General features: G+C 72.5%; 15 protein-coding genes and 1 tRNA gene. 8 read left to right on the top strand and 8 right to left on the bottom strand.

The window, feature by feature from the left end:
- Positions 1–25: 25 nt before the first annotated feature.
- From QNO07_RS03245 to QNO07_RS03230, 4 genes are all read left to right on the top strand, one after another.
- Positions 26–1,066, top strand: coding sequence for a permease (locus QNO07_RS03245; RefSeq protein ID WP_502961763.1), 1,041 nt, complete (start codon positions 26–28; stop codon positions 1,064–1,066).
- A complete protein-coding gene (locus QNO07_RS03240; protein WP_283989846.1) occupies positions 1,063–1,830 on the top strand; it encodes a TIGR03943 family putative permease subunit in 768 nt (255 codons plus the stop codon). Before QNO07_RS03245 ends, QNO07_RS03240 begins: the two co-directional genes overlap by 4 nt.
- 39 nt (positions 1,831–1,869) lie before the next feature.
- Complete coding sequence (locus QNO07_RS03235) at positions 1,870–2,829, top strand: D-2-hydroxyacid dehydrogenase family protein (RefSeq protein WP_283989845.1); 960 nt, start codon at positions 1,870–1,872, stop codon at positions 2,827–2,829.
- 181 nt (positions 2,830–3,010) lie between these two features.
- A complete protein-coding gene (locus tag QNO07_RS03230) occupies positions 3,011–4,903 on the top strand; it encodes a hypothetical protein (protein ID WP_283989844.1) in 1,893 nt (630 codons plus the stop codon).
- A gap of 142 nt (positions 4,904–5,045) precedes the next feature.
- Here the strand turns inward: QNO07_RS03230 and QNO07_RS03225 are convergent.
- Positions 5,046–5,119: transfer RNA gene (locus QNO07_RS03225), tRNA-Thr, on the bottom strand.
- Positions 5,120–5,423: 304 nt separating this feature from the next.
- Here QNO07_RS03225 and QNO07_RS03220 point away from each other — a divergent pair.
- The 3 genes from QNO07_RS03220 (at position 5,424) to QNO07_RS03210 (ending at position 8,130) form a co-directional block, all read left to right on the top strand.
- Positions 5,424–6,545: an ABC transporter ATP-binding protein gene (locus tag QNO07_RS03220; RefSeq protein ID WP_283989843.1), complete on the top strand. Its 1,122-nt coding sequence runs from the start codon at positions 5,424–5,426 to the stop codon at positions 6,543–6,545.
- Between the two features lie 298 nt (positions 6,546–6,843).
- Positions 6,844–7,260, top strand: coding sequence for a hypothetical protein (locus tag QNO07_RS03215; protein WP_283989842.1), 417 nt, complete (start codon positions 6,844–6,846; stop codon positions 7,258–7,260).
- A 126-nt stretch (positions 7,261–7,386) separates the two neighbouring features.
- Complete coding sequence (locus tag QNO07_RS03210) at positions 7,387–8,130, top strand: nucleotidyltransferase family protein (RefSeq protein WP_283989840.1); 744 nt, start codon at positions 7,387–7,389, stop codon at positions 8,128–8,130.
- 279 nt (positions 8,131–8,409) lie between these two features.
- Here QNO07_RS03210 and QNO07_RS03205 read toward each other — a convergent pair whose 3' ends face one another.
- The 7 genes from QNO07_RS03205 to QNO07_RS03175 all read right to left on the bottom strand — a co-directional run bounded on the left by QNO07_RS03205 (position 8,410) and on the right by QNO07_RS03175 (position 15,658).
- Positions 8,410–10,059, bottom strand: coding sequence for a DoxX family protein (locus QNO07_RS03205; protein ID WP_283989839.1), 1,650 nt, complete (start codon positions 10,057–10,059; stop codon positions 8,410–8,412).
- A 128-nt stretch (positions 10,060–10,187) separates the two neighbouring features.
- Positions 10,188–11,141 carry a 23S rRNA (guanosine(2251)-2'-O)-methyltransferase RlmB gene (rlmB, locus tag QNO07_RS03200; protein WP_283989838.1) on the bottom strand — a complete coding sequence of 318 codons (954 nt, stop codon included), beginning with the start codon at positions 11,139–11,141 and terminating at the stop codon, positions 10,188–10,190.
- Positions 11,142–11,296: 155 nt separating this feature from the next.
- On the bottom strand, positions 11,297–12,691 hold the full coding sequence (gene cysS / locus QNO07_RS03195; protein WP_283989837.1) for a cysteine--tRNA ligase: 1,395 nt from the start codon (positions 12,689–12,691) through the stop codon (positions 11,297–11,299).
- Between the two features lie 104 nt (positions 12,692–12,795).
- On the bottom strand, positions 12,796–13,209 hold the full coding sequence (locus QNO07_RS03190) for a PPOX class F420-dependent oxidoreductase (protein ID WP_283989836.1): 414 nt from the start codon (positions 13,207–13,209) through the stop codon (positions 12,796–12,798).
- A gap of 208 nt (positions 13,210–13,417) precedes the next feature.
- A complete protein-coding gene (ispF, locus tag QNO07_RS03185) occupies positions 13,418–13,900 on the bottom strand; it encodes a 2-C-methyl-D-erythritol 2,4-cyclodiphosphate synthase (RefSeq protein WP_283990060.1) in 483 nt (160 codons plus the stop codon).
- A 103-nt stretch (positions 13,901–14,003) separates the two neighbouring features.
- Positions 14,004–14,774: a 2-C-methyl-D-erythritol 4-phosphate cytidylyltransferase gene (ispD, locus tag QNO07_RS03180; protein ID WP_283989835.1), complete on the bottom strand. Its 771-nt coding sequence runs from the start codon at positions 14,772–14,774 to the stop codon at positions 14,004–14,006.
- 401 nt (positions 14,775–15,175) lie between these two features.
- A complete protein-coding gene (locus QNO07_RS03175; protein WP_283989833.1) occupies positions 15,176–15,658 on the bottom strand; it encodes a CarD family transcriptional regulator in 483 nt (160 codons plus the stop codon).
- Positions 15,659–16,321: 663 nt separating this feature from the next.
- On the opposite strand from QNO07_RS03175, the gene QNO07_RS03170 reads away from it, so the two are divergent.
- On the top strand, positions 16,322–17,002 hold the full coding sequence (locus tag QNO07_RS03170; RefSeq protein ID WP_283989832.1) for a DUF461 domain-containing protein: 681 nt from the start codon (positions 16,322–16,324) through the stop codon (positions 17,000–17,002).
- Positions 17,003–17,059 lie beyond the last annotated feature (57 nt).

The raw sequence follows: 17,059 nt of genomic DNA, 5'->3' as shown, positions 1-17,059 counted from the left end.
TTCCCATTTCCGTATCATCGTGCGGGTGACAGGCACCGACAGGCCCCCGCAGGTCCGGCCACCGGTCCGGCCGCCGGACCGGGCCGGACCGCCCGCTACGACGCGCCTGCCCGCGTCGGTGCTGGTCGCCGGGGTGCTCTCCGCCCTGCTCCTGTTGTCCCTGGTGCTGGCGTCCGACGCCGTGGCGTGGCTGCGGCACCCGGGCTTCCTCGCCTGGCAGACCATCGCGGTGGCGGTGACGGTGCAGGCGGTGCCGTTCCTGCTGCTGGGCACCCTGGTCTCGGGCGCGGTCAACGCCTTCGTCCCGGCCCGGGTCTTCCAGCGGGCGCTGCCCCGGCGGCCCGCCCTGGCGGTGCCGGTGGCGAGCGCGGCCGGGGTGCTGCTGCCGGGGTGCGAGTGCGCGTCGGTGCCGGTCGCCGGAAGCCTGATCCGCCGCGGGGTGACGCCCGCCGCGGCGTTCGCGTTCCTGCTCTCCGCGCCCGCGGTCAACCCGATCGTGCTCGTCTCCACCGCGGTGGCGTTCCCGGGCAGCCCCGAGATGGTCCTCGCCCGACTGCTCGCCTCCCTGGTCGTGTCCGCCCTCATGGGGTGGCTGTGGCTGCGCTGGGGGCGTGAGAAGTGGCTGCGCCTGCCGGGGCGTGAGCGCGGGCACCAGCCGGGGCACGGCCGCTGGGAGGAGTTCCGGCGCTCGTTCCAGCACGACTTCCTGCACGCGGGCGGGTTCCTGGTGCTCGGCGCGATGGCCGCGGCGACCTTCAACGTGCTGGTACCCCGCTCGGTGCTGGACACCTTCGCGTCCTCGCCGTGGCTGTCGGTGCTGTTCCTGGCGCTGCTCGCCATCGTGCTCGCCGTCTGCTCCGAGGCGGACGCCTTCGTCGCCGCGTCGCTGACCGGCTTCTCCCCCACCGCGCGCCTGGTGTTCATGGTGGTCGGCCCGATGGTCGACGTGAAGCTGATCGCACTCCAGGCAGGCACGTTCGGGCGCGGTTTCGCGCTGCGGTTCTCGTCGGTGACGGCCGTCCTGGCCATCGCCGTCGCCTCCCTCGTCGGCTGGTGGCTGCTGTGAGACGCAACGTCCAGACCCTGGTGGTCCTGCTCGCCGGCGCGGCCATGCTGCACGTCGCGCTGCTCACCGACATGTACCTGCGGTACGTCAAGGAGGGGTTGCGCCCGTTCCTCATCGCCTCCGGCGTGCTGCTGATCGTGCTGGGCCTGATCGGCGCCGCCCGCGACGGCTTCCCCTTCGTCAGCCGCGGCAACCAGCCCCCGCCGCCCCGGGACGTTCCCGCGTCCGCCGACGAGCACAGTGGCAGTGGCCACGACCACGGTCACCACCACGACCGGCCGCCGCTCGTCGCCTGGCTGCTGCTCGTGCCGGTGCTGGCCCTGCTGCTCTTCCCGCCGCCTCCGCTCGGCTCCTACACCGCGTCCCGCGACGGCGGCCTGACCGTGGAGCTGCCCAGCAAGTACGGCAAGCTGCCCGCCTCGGACCCGGTGCGGCTGTCCATGACCGAGTTCACCGGCCGGGTCACGCGCGACGACGGCAACGGACTCGACGGCCGGACCGTCGCCCTCACCGGCTTCGTCACGCCCCGGCCCGGCGGCGGCTGGTTCCTCACCCGGCACCTGGTGAGCTGCTGCGCCGCCGACTCCGTCAGCCTCAAGGTCCGCGTACACGGCGCCGAGGCGCCGCCGGTCGACACCTGGATCGTCCTGACCGGAACCTGGCGCCCCGGCACAGGGGACGCCCTCGCGGTGGACGCCGCCGCCGTCACCCCAGTCCCCACCCCCGCCAATCCCTACGGCGACACCGCCCCGCCCGCCACCTGACCCGCGCCGGGAGAGGCCGGGAGGACCGAGAGGAACCCCATGCGACTGCGCTGCGCCGTGCTCGACGACTACCAGGACGCCGCCGCCACCGCCGCCGACTGGAGTCCCGTGCAGGACAGGGTGGAGGTCGTCAGCTTCGCCGAGCACTTCGCGACCGAGGACGCACTCGCCGCCGCGCTGGCCCCCTTCGACATCGCCGTCACCCTGCGGGAACGTGTCCCCTTCCCCGCCTCCCTGCTCGACCGGCTCCCCCAACTGAAGCTGCTCATCGCGTCGGGCATGCGCAACAGCGTCATCGACCACGCGGCGGCCGAACGCAACGGCGTCACGGTCTGCGGCACGCAGAGCACCTCCACCCCGCCCGCCGAACTCACCTGGGCGCTGCTGCTGGGCCTGGCCCGCGGCATCGTCACCGAGAACAACGTCCTGCGCGCCGGTGGGCCCTGGCAGTCCACCGTCGGCACCGACCTGAACGGCCGCCGCCTCGGGCTGCTCGGCCTGGGGAGGATCGGCAGCCAGGTGGCCCGCGTCGGCCTCGCCTTCGGCATGGAGGTGACGGCCTGGAGCCCGCACCTCACCCAGGAACGCGCCGACGAGGTCGGTGTGCAACTGTCGCCCAGCAAGGAGGAGTTGCTGAGCACCAGCGACTTCGTCTCGCTGCACCTGGTCCTCGGCGAACGCACCCGCGGCCTGCTCGGCGCCGCGGAACTGGCCCTGCTCAAGCCGACCGCGTACCTGGTCAACACCTCCCGCGACGCCCTCGTCGACCAGCAGGCCCTGCTCGCCGCTCTGTACGAGGGCCGGATCGCCGGCGCCGCAGTAGACGTCTTCGACACCGAGCCGCTGCCCGCCGACCACCCGATGCGCACCGCCCCCCGCCTCCTGGCCACCCCGCACCTGGGCTACGTCTCCCAGAGCAACTACCGCACGTACTACGCCCAGGCCGTGGAGAACATCACCGCCTACCTCGCCGGCACCCCCCTGCGCCGCCTGGGGTGACACCCCCGCCGTCACCTGCCGTCACCCGCCGTCCCAGACCGAACTCCACGGCCTCGTCGTTGCAGACGACAGCAAGGATCCCCGCCGGGACCCGAATCCGCTCCGCTTGTTGATCCGACCGCGATCCGCCGGGGCGGGGCCTACTGCCGCCTGGTGTATCGCGCGTGGTCATAATGCGCGGGTGACCAGACTTCCCCTGCCGTTGCCCGCCGAGCACATACCGCCCGGCGTCGCCGTGTGGCGGACTCCCGACGCCCAGCGCTGGCTCGCCGCCGTCCCCGCCCGGTGGGCGCACCCTCTGTGGGCGCTGCTGGCGTTGGTCACCTCGGGGGCGTGGGACACGGTGGCGGGCCCCGTCGCCCCGTGCACGTCCGCCGACCCGTGCGGTACCGACTGGCTGGGCCTTGGGACAGCCATCGTGCTGGTGCTGACCCTGTACTGGGTGTGGCGGCAGCCGCGGCTCGCGCTCGCGGGGCTCGCGGCCGCGCTGGTGGGGTTCGCCGTGGAGGGCGACTTCACGGCGGCGCTCGGCGAACCGTCCGCACTCGCCTTCCTCATGGCCGCCGCGTTCACCACCGTCGGGATCGTCCACCGGCTCGTCGTCGCGGGGCGGCAGCGGGCGCAGGCTCTGGAGGCTGCCGGGCCGGTCACCCAGCCGCTGCCCGCCGCCGCACGGACTTTCCGCCGGGGCCGGATCTCCTTCCTCATGGCCGCGCTGATGCTGGCCGTCGCCGGGTTCGGCTGCTGGCAGGTACAGCAGGTCGTCGACGCCTACGAGGAGCGGGCCGCAGGAGCGGCTCAGCTGTCCGGACGGGTCACGGCCCTGGAGCAGGGCGACGAAGTCGACTTCCTCGAAGTGGAGGCCGACGGACGTACCCATCGCTTCGAGACGGCCTACCCCGAGGACTTCCCCGTGGACAGCCGGGTTGACATCGTCGTGGACGGCGACTGGGCGGCGCTGGTCGCGGAGCCGTACGACACGTTCGACTGGGAGCTGGTGGCACTGGTCGGCTCCGTCGCGGGGCTGGCGTTCCTCGCGAACGGCGTGGACGGCCGGACACGCGCGAAGCGACTGCGGAGCGAGCCGCTGCCGGTACTGCACGTACTGGTGCGCGAGGGACACGACGACGGCCGCACCTGGGTGTTCGCAGCCGACGACCCGCAGGGCCTCCGGCCGATCCTGCACTTCCACTCGCAGTACGCATTCGAGGACGAGGAGGAGGACGAGGACGCCGGTGAGGACCGCGGCGACGCGGGCGACGGGCCCGAACTCGTCGTCGAGTTCGGCAAGGTCACAGAGATCCTCAAGGGCGAGGATCCTCCCCCGCCCCTGCGCGAGGCCGTCCTGTACGGCGCCCCCTACGCCGGCGCCGAGGTCGCCTTCGTCGCACGCGACGGCGCGGACGACGACGAGGTGTCGGTGGAGTGCAGTGTCACCGCGGTGAAACCGGCCGTTCCGGGACTGGTGCGGCGACGCGGACCGCAGCGCCGTAGACACGAGAGCCCTGGGCGGCCCTGCGAAGAGATCGCAGCCGGCATGACACCCACAGCGGCACCGCGAGTGTGGACGGCGCACGGCTTCTCGCGCGCGGTGGGCTCCGGCCTGCTGCTTGTGCAGGGCGGTGGCATCTGGGCCGCGCTCGAGGGCGGGCCGTCGTGGGGTGGGCTGTTGCTGGCCGTGGGCCTGCCGTGGCTGGTGACGGCCGTGGCGACGGCGCTCGCCTGGCGTATCACCGCCGACCGTGACGGACTGTGGGTGACGGGAGCGTGGCGCGTGCGGCGGATCCCGTGGAACGTGATCATGTCCGTGCAGCACTCCGACGACGGCATCCGGGTCGCCCGGACCAAGGACTCCCCCGTCGAGCTCTCCCCCACCGGCTGGGCGTGGCTGGAGCGCCGTCTGGGCCGCGACCCGCATGCGGTGCGCGCCGCCGGGGAGTTGCAGGCGCTCCTGCTCCGCCCGGAACTGCGGCCGCTGGAGGAGGCGCCAACGGGGCGGCAGGGCATGCCGATCGGGCCACCGCTGGTGGCCCTGTCCTTGCTGTGGGGCACGGCGGTAGTGCTTCTGCTGTGACCCGACTCCAGATCGGTGACCGGACCCAGGTCGCGCCACGCTTTGGCCACACAGCGCCAGTACGAGCCATCCCGGTAGGCCGGAGCAGGACGGGAACGCGAAAAGCCCAGGTCAGACACCGTCTGACCTGGGCTTTTCACTGAGCCTCCTGTCGGAGTCGAACCGACGACCTACGCATTACAAGTGCGTTGCTCTGGCCAGCTGAGCTAAGGAGGCGCGTCGCGCGGGCGGGTGGGGGCCGCGCGGGCTCGTCCACTCTACACAGCGCCGCGGACGGGCAGCCACGGGCTTTCGGGTGCCGTCGGCGGTGCTGCCGCCGGGAGGGACACGGGGGGAGGTCCGGAGGGCCCGCCCGGGGTGTGGCCGGGCGGTGACCGGCGGTTCTCCCCGGCGGGAACTACTGACAAAGCGCGGTCCGCCAGGTAGCGTCACGGCGATGTCCGCGTCCAGTGGACTACACCAAAACTCCACCTTTACTCGGATCGTCCGGCACGTTCCTGCCGGTGAAGGAGACAACAGCATGGCTACGGTCACGTTCGACAAGGCCACCCGTGTGTACCCGGGTAGCGAGAAGCCCGCCGTCGACGAGCTCGACATCCAGATCGAGGACGGCGAGTTCCTCGTCCTCGTCGGCCCCTCCGGCTGCGGCAAGTCCACCTCCCTGCGCATGCTCGCCGGGCTGGAGGACGTCAACGGCGGCGCGATCCGCATCGGTGACCGCGATGTCACCCACCTCCCGCCGAAGGACCGGGACATCGCCATGGTGTTCCAGAACTACGCGCTCTACCCGCACATGTCGGTGGCGCAGAACATGGGCTTCGCGCTGAAGATCGCCGGTGTGCCCAAGGACGAGATCCGCCAGAAGGTCGAGAACGCGGCGAAGATCCTCGACCTCACCGAGTACCTGGAGCGCAAGCCGAAGGCGCTCTCCGGCGGTCAGCGCCAGCGCGTGGCGATGGGCCGCGCGATCGTCCGTGAGCCGCAGGTGTTCCTGATGGACGAGCCGCTGTCGAACCTCGACGCCAAGCTGCGAGTCCAGACCCGTACCCAGATCGCGTCGCTGCAGCGCCGCCTGGGCATCACCACCGTCTACGTCACGCACGACCAGGTCGAGGCCATGACGATGGGTGACCGGGTCGCCGTCCTCAAGGACGGTCTGCTCCAGCAGATCGCCTCACCGCGCGAGATGTACGACCGGCCCAACAACCTGTTCGTGGCCGGCTTCATCGGCTCGCCCGCGATGAACCTCATCGAGGTGCCGATCACCGACGGCGGCGTGAAGTTCGGCAACAGCGTCGTCCCGGTCGAGCGCGAGGCTGTGGCGGAGGCCGCCAACAAGGGCGACAAGACGGTCACGGTGGGCGTCCGCCCTGAGCACTTCGACCTGGTGAACGGGGACACCGGCAAGTCCCTCTCCAAGGACGAGCCGGCCGGTGTGGCCGTCACCGTGAACGTCGTCGAGGAGCTGGGAGCCGACGCGTTCGTCTACGGCACCACCGAGATCGGCGGCGAGACCCGCGACCTGGTGGTCCGCGTGCACGGCCGTGCCGTGCCGGAGAAGGGCTCCCAGATCCACGTCCTGCCGCGGGCCGGCGAGAGCCACGTCTTCGCCACCTCCACCGGCGAGCGCCTGAGCGACTGACCCTCCGGGTCGTCCGCCAGCCGTCCGCCTGCCGCCTCGCGGGAGCCCGTCTCACCGCGGGAGTGAGCGGCGGGCGGCAAGGGTAGGGATTGGGGCCGTACTTTCGCACCTAGCGGGCGTACGGCCCCTTTTCGATCTCCGTACGTCAACCTGGCGATCGCCATATCGAGGGATTGTTCCCTCATCAGGGTGACTAAATGTCGCCAAATCACCACTCCTCGCTACCATCACAGGCGAACCCCTCCCGGGCACCGTTCCGACCCGGTACCGCCGGGATCCCTTCGCGAGGAAGTCACCAGTGAATCAGGCAGCGCGCCGTATCGGCAGAACTCTCGCCCTCGTCCTTCCGGTCGTCCTGGTCCTCTCCGGGACACTCGCGGTGACCAGAGTGCCCTGGGCCGTCCAGCCCTCGGAGGCCCAGATGCTCACCGCCGCCGCCGAGGAGGAGGCGAGCCGGACTCCCGCGAGTGCCCCGCACGAGGTACTCCAGGAGAAGCTCCTCGTCCAACTCCAGGAGGAGAACCCGGGCGTCGCGTTGACGAACCTGCAGCGTTCCGTGGAGCGGCGGCCGTCGCTGGCCCAGCACTGCGCGGGCATCGCCCGCGAGTTGGGCAAGGCGGCAGTGCAGAAGTACGGCACGCCCGAGCGCGCCCAGCGCTTCTCCCGGCCGGTGTGCGACACCTCCTTCGCCTCCGGCGTCGCCGACTCCCGCTGAGCGCCCGAACAGCCGGTGGGGCGCCGTCCCGGCGGCCGTCCCGCCGAGCGGCTGCGGGGACGACGCCGAGTCGCCACGGCTCCCGCTGAGGCGGTCCGTCCGCCGCGCCCGGATAGCGTGCGGAGCATGACGCCAGCTCCGCACGCACCCACCCAGGCGGTGATCCTGGCCGGCGGCCAGGGCTCCCGGCTGCGCCCCTACACCGACGACAAGCCGAAGCCGATGATCGAGATCCCCGGTACGGGGACGCCGATCATCGGCCATCAGCTTTCCTGGCTCGCCCAGGAAGGCGTGAGCGACGTCGTGGTCTCCTGCGGGCACCTCGCCGAGGTGATGCAGCGGTGGCTGGCCGACGCGGACCTGCCGCTGCGCATCACCACCGTCGTCGAGGACGAACCCCTGGGCCGCGGCGGCGGACTGCGTTTCGCCGCCGCGGCCCTCCCCCGCCCGGCCGAGCCCTGGTACGCCACCAACGGCGACATCTGGACCCGCTTCCCGCTGCGCGACATGGCCGCCTTCCACACCGAGCGCGACGCCGTCGCCACGCTGGCCCTGGCCCGCCCGCGCCTGCCGTGGGGAGCCGTGCGCACCGACGGCTTCGGGCACGTCGTGGACTTCATCGAGTCACCGCCCACCGCGTACGAGATCAACGCGGGCGTCTACGTGCTCTCCCCCGGGTTCGCGGAGTTGCTGCCCGAGCGCGGCGACCACGAGCGCACGACGTTCCCGCGGCTGGCACGGGAGCACCGGCTCGCGGGCTTCTCCCTGCCGCAGGGCGCCTACTGGCGCGCGATCGACACCGCCAAGGACCTCACCGAGGCCGCCAGGGAACTCGCCGCCCACCGCGGCACCCCTGACCCGCTCGCCTGACACGCCCGACCGACCGCCCGCCCGCCCACGTGACCGGGCCACCAGGCCGGACCTGGCCTGAACACCGGAGCTGGCCTGAACACCGGGCCTGGCCGGGGACACTGCGGCCTGGCCCGGCAACGCCGTCGGGCAGCACGAAGGGTGGGGCCACCGGTCGCAGCCGGTGGCCCCACCCTTCGCCGTGGGGCCGCGCCCCTCAGTGGTTCAGAGCCTCAGTGGTTCAGAGCCTCAGTGGTTCAGAGGCTCGAAAGCTCAGAGGGGCAGGCCCAGCAGATCCCTTCAACCCAGGAGGCCGCCGAGGGCGCCGCGGCCACCGGAGCTGCCTCCGCCGCCGCTGCCGCCGCCGTCACCGCCGGTGGTGCCGCCGCTGTCACCGCCGCCGCCGTCGGAGCCCCCGCCTCCGCTGTCGCCACCGCCTGGCGCGGGCGCGCCGCCGCCGGAGGTGCCGGGCGCCGGGTCGGGCGCCGGGGGCTGCTGTTGCGCGGGCGGAGGCGGGGCCTGCTGCTGCGGGGGCGCCTGGACCGTCTGGTCCTGGCTGGGCTGGCCGGCGGTCTCACCGGTGGGGGCGGTGCCGCTGGTCTCCTGTGTGGTCCCCGCGGTCGGCTCCTGGGTGGCGGGGGCCGAGGACTGGCCGGCGGTGGGGCCGGCGGTCGGCCCCTGCGTGGCTCGGCCGGAACGCTGCCCGGGGGTGGACGGCAGCGGGGAACCGGGCAGGAAGTTGCGCGGCGGCTCGCCCGGCTCGGGCACGGTGGCGACCCCGGCCGTGCGGACCGCGCTGCCGAGCACCGAGCCGATCAGCAGGGCCAGTCCGGCGATCAGCGTCACCATGATCGTGCCGCGTCGCAGCACCCGCCGGCGCAGGTCCCACAGCCCGGCGCGCGGGCCGAGGCGGCGCCACGCCTCACCGGCGAGCCTGGCGTCCAGCGAGTAGACCGGCGCCCCGGCGATGATCAGCGGCGACCAGGCGGCCAGGTAGATGATGTCCGGCGCGTCGTAGGCGGCCACCATGCGCCAGCTCACCGTCAGCAGCAGCGCCGCGGACAGCAGCGCTCCGCAGGACGCGGCGACCCGCTGCCACAGGCCGCAGACGGTCAGCACGCCGACGATGACCTGGAGGAACGCGACCGTCAGGCCGGAGCCGACCGGGTGCGCCACCGCGAAGGAGTGCAGCGGCGAGGCGATCGCCCACGGCTCCAGCGAGGTCAGCCAGCTGACCATCGAGCCCCGCTCGCCACCGTCGAAGTAGACGGGGTCGGTGAGCTTGCCCATGCCTGCGTAGATCGAGATGAAGCCCAGGAAGATGCGCAGCGGCAGCAGCACCACGCCGAGGTTCATCCGGCGCCCGGGGTAGTAGGCGTGCCGGACGGCGTCGTTCGCGCGGGCGCTCTCGCGCCGGTCGTAGGCGTCGCGGTCGTAGGCGTCGCGGTCGAGCCCGTCGCGGTCGTGGGGGCCGGTGGTGCCGGACCCCGGTCCGTACGGCTCGTCGTAGGCGCCCTCGGCCGGCCGCACCCCTTGCAGCAGGGGCCGGTCCGGCTCGGGTGCCCGGGGGCTGACGACCGTGGGGTGCGCGGCGCGCTCGGCGTCGACCCGGGGCAGCACCTGGGTGGTGCCCCCCGCCGACTCACCGCCGCCACGGGCGTGCGCGGCGTGCAGCAGCTGGCTGAGGCCGCCGTCACCCGGCGCGTTCCGCCCGCTCCACACCACGGGCGCGCGCCGCCTGGCACCGTCGACCGCGGGCAGCTGGGCGGTGTCGGCGAACGCGCTGCCGGTGGGAGTCGGCGTGGCGAGCTTTACCCGGAAGCTGGCGTTGTTGACAATGACCTGTGCGGGGTCGCTCGGCACCTTGACCGAGCTGAGCACCGGGTCGTCGTCAAAGCCGCCCGGGTTCGTCCCGGTAGGCGTGCGGGGTGTTCTGGTGTCCACGCTCATCTAACCGAGTGACGGACGTTAAGGACACTGCCTTGACCCGCCCGATCTGTCCGCGACCCGTCAAGCCCCTGGTGGGCCGCTTCCCGGCTGGGCCCGCACCCGGCGCACGGCCCGCACGTCCGCGCCGGTCAGCGGCGGCGGCGCGCGGCCTCGTAGAGCGCCACCCCGGCTGCCACACCCGCGTTCAGCGACTCTCCGCCGCCAGGCATCGGGATGCGGACCAGCACGTCGCAGGTCTCGCCGACCAGCCGGGACAGGCCCTTGCCCTCGCTGCCGACCACGATGACCACCGGCCCCTCCAGCGCGGCGGCGTCCGTCAGGTCCGTTCCGCCGTCGGCCGTCAGGCCCACGACGGTCAGCCCGGACTTCTGGTAGGTCTCCAGCGCACGCGTCAGGTTGGTGGCCCGCGCCACCGGGATGCGCGCCGCCGCGCCGGCGGACGTCTTCCACGCGCCGGCGGTCATGCCGGCCGCGCGCCGCTCGGGCACGACCACGCCGTGTCCGCCGAACGCCGCGGCGGAGCGCACCACCGCGCCCAGGTTGCGCGGGTCGGTGACTCCGTCGAGCGCGACGATCAGCGCGTCCTCACCGGCGTCCAGCGCGGCGGAGGTCAGGTCCTCCGGGTGCGCGTAGGCGTAGGGCGGGACCTGGAGCACGAGGCCCTGGTGGTTCAGGCCGTTCGTCATCCGGTCCAGCTCGGCCCGGGGGGCCTCCATCAGGTTGATGCCGCCGCGGTCCGCGATCAGGCGCAGCGCCTCGCGGACCCGCTCGTCGCTGTCGATGAACTGCTGCACGTAGAGCGTGTTGGCGGGCACGCCCTCACGCAGCGCCTCGACGACCGGGTTGCGCCCGACGACCAGCTCGGAGGTGCCCTTGGGGCCGCCGCGGCGCGGCGCGGGACGGCCGGCGGCCTTGCGGGCGCGGACCTGCGCGAGGCGCTGCTTGGGGTGGCCCTTGCGCTCCTCGGCGCGCGGCGTCGGGCCCTTGCCCTCCAGGCTGCGGCGCCGGTTGCCGCCGCTGCCGACCTGCGCGCCCTTCTTGTTGGACGTGCGGCGGTTGCGCCGCTGGCTGTTGCCGGCCATGGGAGTTCCTACTCTCTGCCTTCGGTACTGCGGGTCGGGCTGCTTCGGGGGCTGCGCGCGCCGGTCGGCGGTGCTGCCGGTCGTGCGGTGGCGCCGGTCGTGCCGGTTCCGCCAGTGGTGCGGTGCTGCCGGTTGTGGGGTGACGGCGGGGGACGTCAGCGGCTGAGCTCCCAGCGGGCTCCGCCGGGGGTGTCCTCGATGACCAGGCCGGCCCGCTGCAGCTCGTCGCGGATGGCGTCGGCGGTGGCGTAGTCCTTGCGTGCGCGGGCGGCCTGCCGCTGGTCGAGCACCAGGCGGACCAGCGAGTCGACGACGCCGTGCAGCTCGTCGCCGCCGCCCGCGCCTGCCGCCCAGTGGGCGTCGAGCGGGTCGAGGCCCAGCACACCCAGCATGGCACGCAGCTCGGCGAGGCAGGTGGTGACGGCGTCCTTGTCGTCGGCGCTCAGAGCGGCGTTGCCCTGCCGGACGGTGTTGTGCACCACCGCGAGGGCCTGCGGAACGCCGAAGTCCTCATCCATCGCGGCCGCGAAGTCGGCCGGGACCTCGGCGGCGGGCTCGACCGCGCCGGCCCGCTCCACCGCGCGCTGGACGAAGCCCTCGATCCGGGCGAAGGCCGTCTCCGCCTCCGTCAGGGCCTCCTCGCTGTACTCGATCATCGACCGGTAGTGCGGGGTGCCGAGGTAGTAGCGCAGCACGATGGGCCGCCAGCGCCGGACCATCTCCGACACCAGCACCGAGTTGCCGAGCGACTTCGACATCTTCTCGCCGCTCATCGTGACCCAGGCGTTGTGCAGCCAGTAGGTGGCGAAGTCGTCACCGTAGGCCTTGGACTGGGCGATCTCGTTCTCGTGGTGCGGGAAGACGAGGTCGACGCCACCTCCGTGGATGTCGAAGGCCCGGCCGAGGTACTTGTGGGCCATGGCGGAGCACTCAAGGTGCCAGCCGGGACGGCCCGGGCCCCACGGCGTCTGCCACGACGGCTCGCCGGGCTTGACCGCCTTCCACATGGCGAAGTCCCGCGGGTCGCGCTTGCCCGTCTCGCCCTCGCCCGAGGGCTGGAGCAGGTTGTCCAGCTCCTGGTTGGACAGCGACAGGTAGCCCTCGAAGGAGCGCACGTCGAAGTAGACGTTGCCCTCGGCGGCGTAGGCGTGGCCGCGGTCGATGAGCGCCGCCATCATCTCGATCATCTCGGGCACGTGCCCGGTGGCGCGCGGCTCGTAGGTGGGCGGCAGGCAACCGAGCGCGTGGTAGCCCTCGTTGAACGCGCGCTCGTTGTCGTAGCCGATGGCCCACCAGGGGCGTCCCTGCTCGGCGGCCTTGGTGATGATCTTGTCGTCGATGTCGGTGACGTTGCGGACGAAGGTGACGTCGTAGCCGCGGTGGGCGAACCAGCGGCGCATGATGTCGAAGTTGAGGCCCGAGCGGATGTGCCCGATGTGCGGGGCGGCCTGCACGGTGGCACCACACAGGTAGATCGAGACGGCGCCCGCGGTGAGCGGGGTGAAATCACGGATCTTCCGGGCGCTGGTGTCGTACAGGCGAATGGTCACCCGTCAAGGGTAGTAGAAGCGAGCGGTGCCCCGTGCCGTCGGCGCGGGGCACCACTGGGCGGGGTGCCGGCCCGGCGGCGGGAGGCCCGGGTCCGGCCGGCGCGTCAGACGATCTCGCCCTGCCCGACGACCTTGCGCGGCGAGACCCGCACCACCACACGCGGCGCCTCCTGGGCCGAGGCCGGGTTGAACTCGGCGTACCTCGTGCCGGTGTACTTCTGCGAGAGCTCGTCGATCAGTTCCTGACCGCCCTCGGTGGTGAGCGTGGCGGTGCCGCGGATCTCCGCGTACGCGTAAGGGGAGTCGGCGGGCTGCACGACCACGGTCACCCGGGGGTCGCGGCGCAGGTTCTGCTCCTTGCGGCGTCCCTCGGTGGTGGAGATCAGCAGGTCGTCGCCGTCCCGCTTCACCCACACGGGCGAGACCTGCGGACTGCCGTCCGGCTGGACGGTCGCGACCATCACGAAGACCTTGCTGTCGAGGAGCTGCTTGAGGTTGTCGGACAGGGTGGCTGCCACGGTGTGCCCTTCTCTCACTGGTGCGCCACCGGCCGGCACTGCAGGAGCGCGGCGCACGGCCGGCGGCTCCTGCGGAGCACGGCCGGGGCCGGTGGTTGATGGCCGGGTTACGGGTACCACCACCGAACCTACCCAAAGCGGGCCGCGTCGCATCCGGGGAGGAAGTCGGTCCGGACGGCCGGACCGACGCGTCTCCGGGCCGGGTGCGTCAGCCTGCGGGCAGGACCAGTGCAGTGGCAAGGGCGGCCAGTCCCTCACCGCGGCCGGTGAGGCCGAGGCCGTCCGTGGTCGTGCCGGACACGGAGACGGGGGCGCCGACGGCCTCGGACAGCGCCCGCTGGGCCTCCGCCCGCCGCTTGCCGATCTTGGGTCGGACGCCGATGACCTGGATGGCGACGTTGCCGATCACGAAGCCCTCGGCGCGCACGATGCGCGCGGCCTCCGCGAGCAGGGTGACCCCCGAGGCGCCCGACCACTCGGGCCGTCCGGTGCCGAAGTGGGCGCCCAGGTCGCCCACACCGGCGGCGGAGAACAGGGCGTCGCAGGCCGCGTGCGCGGCCACGTCGCCGTCGGAGTGGCCGGCGAGCCCCTGGCCGCCGCTGTCCGCCTCGGACCACAGCAGCCCGGCGCACCACAGCGGCCGGCCCGCCTCGAAGGCGTGCACGTCGGTGCCTACGCCGACGAGCGGCATTCGCACCGGTGCGGGGACCGCGGGCGGCAGCACCGCCGACGGCAGTCCGGCGGGCGCCGGCTCGTCGGCCGGGAGCGGCTGGGCGCCGGCGGGCGGGTGGGGGTCAGTAGCCATCGTGGGCCCTCCGGCGGGCGAGTACCGCTTCTGCCAGTACCAGGTCCAGCGGCCTGGTCACCTTGAACGCCTCCTCGTGGCCGGGCACCAACACCACCGGACGGCCGAGGCGTTCGACCATCCCGGCGTCGTCGGTGGCGCCCTCGCCCTCACAGGCGACGCGCTCGTGGGCCTCGGCGAGCACCGCGCGGTCGAAACCCTGCGGCGTCTGCACGGCACGCAGCCGGGACCGGTCGGGCGTGCCGAGAACCTGCTCCCAGGCGCGTCCCACGGCGGGTTCGACCTCCTTGACCGTGTCGGCGAGCGGCACGGCGGGCACCACGGCGGGCGCCCCGTCGCGCAGCGCGGAGATCACCGCCTCAACGGTGTCGACCGGTACCAGCGGGCGGGCCGCGTCGTGCACGAGCACGGCGTCGACGCCGACGGGCAGCGCGTCGAGGCCGTGGCGCACGGACTGCTGTCTCGTCTCGCCGCCGGGCACCACCAGCACCTCGGTGCCGCCGTCGGGCAGCGGGTGCTCGTCCAGCATGCGCCGGACCTCGGACACGCCGTCGGGCGGGGCGACGACGACGACCAGGGCGACCGCTCGGGCTCTGGCCATCGCGCGCACGGCGTGCACCAGCATCGGGAGGCCGCCCAGCGCCCTGAGCGCCTTGGGGGCCCCGGGGCCGAGACGGACGCCGCGCCCTGCGGCAGGGATGATCGCCGCGGTGCGGTGGCTGGGACGGGACCCTTGCGGCGTGGTGTGCTCGTCGGACATTGGTTGCACGTTCAGGTTTGTGTCCTTGGCTGAGGTGGGTATGGCCACAGCGAGCCGGACGCCACACCTCGGGCGGCCCTTCCGTGAGAACCGTTCGAGGTGCCAGCCCGCGCTCAGTCCCTCCGGGGACCGCCCTGGCTATGGGTCAGGCGAAGCAAGTGCGCGAGTTCGAAGAAGCTGCGAAGAAGTTGAACAGCTGCACAGCGAAGAGGTGCACAGCACCGTGTACCGTCCCGGCATTCCGGGTGTCGGCGTGCTGGGAACGCGTACTCGAACATGCCGCAGCGCCCGCCGTGACGGCCGCAGCCGTCACTCGGGCACCACGGCAAATCCGCATCTGCCGCCGTTCAGCGTGTGCCGTCGGGTCTCCACCGATGACGGAACATGCTGTCGGAGTTGCGTCAGGAGGCGAGGACCTCGTCGAGCAGCGCCTCGGCCTTGTCCTCGTTGGTGTTCTCGGCGAGAGCAAGTTCGCTCACCAGGATCTGGCGGGCCTTCGCGAGCATCCGCTTCTCACCTGCGGAGAGCCCGCGCTCACGCTCACGACGCCAGAGGTCACGCACGACCTCGGCGACCTTGATGACATCACCGGAGGCGAGCTTCTCCAGGTTTGCCTTGTAACGACGGGACCAGTTGGTGGGCTCTTCGGCGTACGGTGCACGCAGCACCTCGAAGACCCTCTCCAGTCCTTCCTGGCCGACCACATCACGAACGCCGACGAGCTCGGCGTTTTCCGCCGGCACACGAACCTCAAGATCACCCTGGGCGACCTTGAGAACCAAGTACAGCTTGTCCACGCCTTTGATCTGGCGAGTTTCGATGGCCTCGATCAGCGCGGCCCCGTGATGGGGATAGACCACGGTGTCGCCAACCTTGAACGTCATGTGTCAGGTACCCCTTCCGTGGCTATCCAGGATAGCACGGGATGCGGGTGTTCTGAATGGCGTTTTCGCAGGTCAGGGCATATCTCGGGGCTTGACAACTCTGCCCGCGACGTGCTGCGGACGGGGCGTGGAACCGGGTATTCGCAGGTCGGGGCCCGTCCCGCGGGGCCGCGAATCACGGCGGTAACCGCGCGGGAAGAGGCGACACGAGACGTCAAAAGTCCGTTTTGCCGGTATTCCAGAGGTCGCCCGTTTGGCCGTCGCTTAATTGATCAACACATCACGGCGGCAGCGCGTCGGCCGATATTCACGGCCTCGGCAATAGTCGGCCGGGAATCCTGCACGCGCCCTCGGGCCATGTTTTCCACACACCGTTCCGGGCCCGTTCGCGGGCGTCGCGCGGACGGTGTTCACCGCCGCGGGACCCGGCCCGCGGCCGCCCGCCGACGACCACTCCCACACGCGGGCGCGCGGGTCGCGCACAACGCCGCGTTTCCGGGTGCGACGGTTCCGGAACCGTTCCGCCGCGGCGCAGGCGCGCACCGCGGCCGCCGGTGGGGCGGGTCGGGTGCGAGGGTGCTGCAGGGGGTCGGTAACCTGGGCGCCTGACCGACTCTTTACCTCAAGCACAGCTTTCACTTACCGCTAGGAGAAGCCGCCGCCGTGAGCAGCCACCTTCGACGCGGCGTCGTCGCCGCCACCGTCATCGCGCTCTCCACCGCCTCGCTGGCCGGGTGCGGAGCCGGTCGCAACGCCCAGACGAGCGGGGTCAACCCGGACAACGCCGCCATCACCGTCGGATCCATCAAGATCCAGAACGTCAACATCGTGACGTCGGAGGACGGTGACGGCCCGGCAGCGGTGTCGGCACGCATCTTCAACGACGGCACCGAGGACGAGACGCTGGAGTCCGTCAAGGTCACCGGCGCGGGCGGCGAGGTCGAGCTGAAGCCGGCCAAGGACGGCGACCTCACCGTGCCGGCCGGCGGTTCGCTGATGCTCGGCGGCCCCAACAACGCCTCCGCGTTCCTGGCGGACACCGGGGACGTGACGGACGGCAACGCCCAGCCGATCGTCTTCGAACTCAGCGAGACCGGCGCCGTCGAGCTGCGGGCCACGGTGGTCCCGGCCCGCGGCGGCTACTCCGACTACGGCCCCACCCCGCCGGCCGAGGCCCCGTCCGACAACGCCCCCGGCCAGTCGGAGGAGGAGGGTGCGGGCGACTCGGCCTCGCCCGACGCCGACGGTGCGGAGAACAGCGGCGAGACGGAGAACGGCGCCGCGGACGGCGAGAACGCCGCGGACGCCGGCAGCGGCACCGAGGAGAGCCCGGTCGCCGAGTAACACCTGGCATCACCTGTGAGGGGGTGGCCCCGGCCTGACGGGCCGGGGCCACCCCCT

Source organism: Streptomyces sp. 549, from assembly GCF_030124175.1.
Taxonomy (GTDB): Bacteria; Actinomycetota; Actinomycetes; order Streptomycetales; family Streptomycetaceae; genus Streptomyces.
Note: the sequence above shows the minus strand (reverse complement) of the source record. Positions and strands in the feature narration are given on the sequence as shown.

Coding starts and splice junctions, on each gene's coding strand:
- QNO07_RS03220 (WP_283989843.1), top strand. CDS start 5,424: ATGGCTACGGTCACGTTCGACAAGGCCACCCGTGTGTACCCGGGTAGC.
- QNO07_RS03175 (WP_283989833.1), bottom strand. CDS start 15,658: ATGACGTTCAAGGTTGGCGACACCGTGGTCTATCCCCATCACGGGGCC.
- QNO07_RS03205 (WP_283989839.1), bottom strand. CDS start 10,059: ATGAGCGTGGACACCAGAACACCCCGCACGCCTACCGGGACGAACCCG.
- ispF (WP_283990060.1), bottom strand. CDS start 13,900: ATGCCGCTCGTCGGCGTAGGCACCGACGTGCACGCCTTCGAGGCGGGC.
- ispD (WP_283989835.1), bottom strand. CDS start 14,774: ATGTCCGACGAGCACACCACGCCGCAAGGGTCCCGTCCCAGCCACCGC.
- rlmB (WP_283989838.1), bottom strand. CDS start 11,141: ATGGCCGGCAACAGCCAGCGGCGCAACCGCCGCACGTCCAACAAGAAG.
- QNO07_RS03235 (WP_283989845.1), top strand. CDS start 1,870: ATGCGACTGCGCTGCGCCGTGCTCGACGACTACCAGGACGCCGCCGCC.
- QNO07_RS03210 (WP_283989840.1), top strand. CDS start 7,387: ATGACGCCAGCTCCGCACGCACCCACCCAGGCGGTGATCCTGGCCGGC.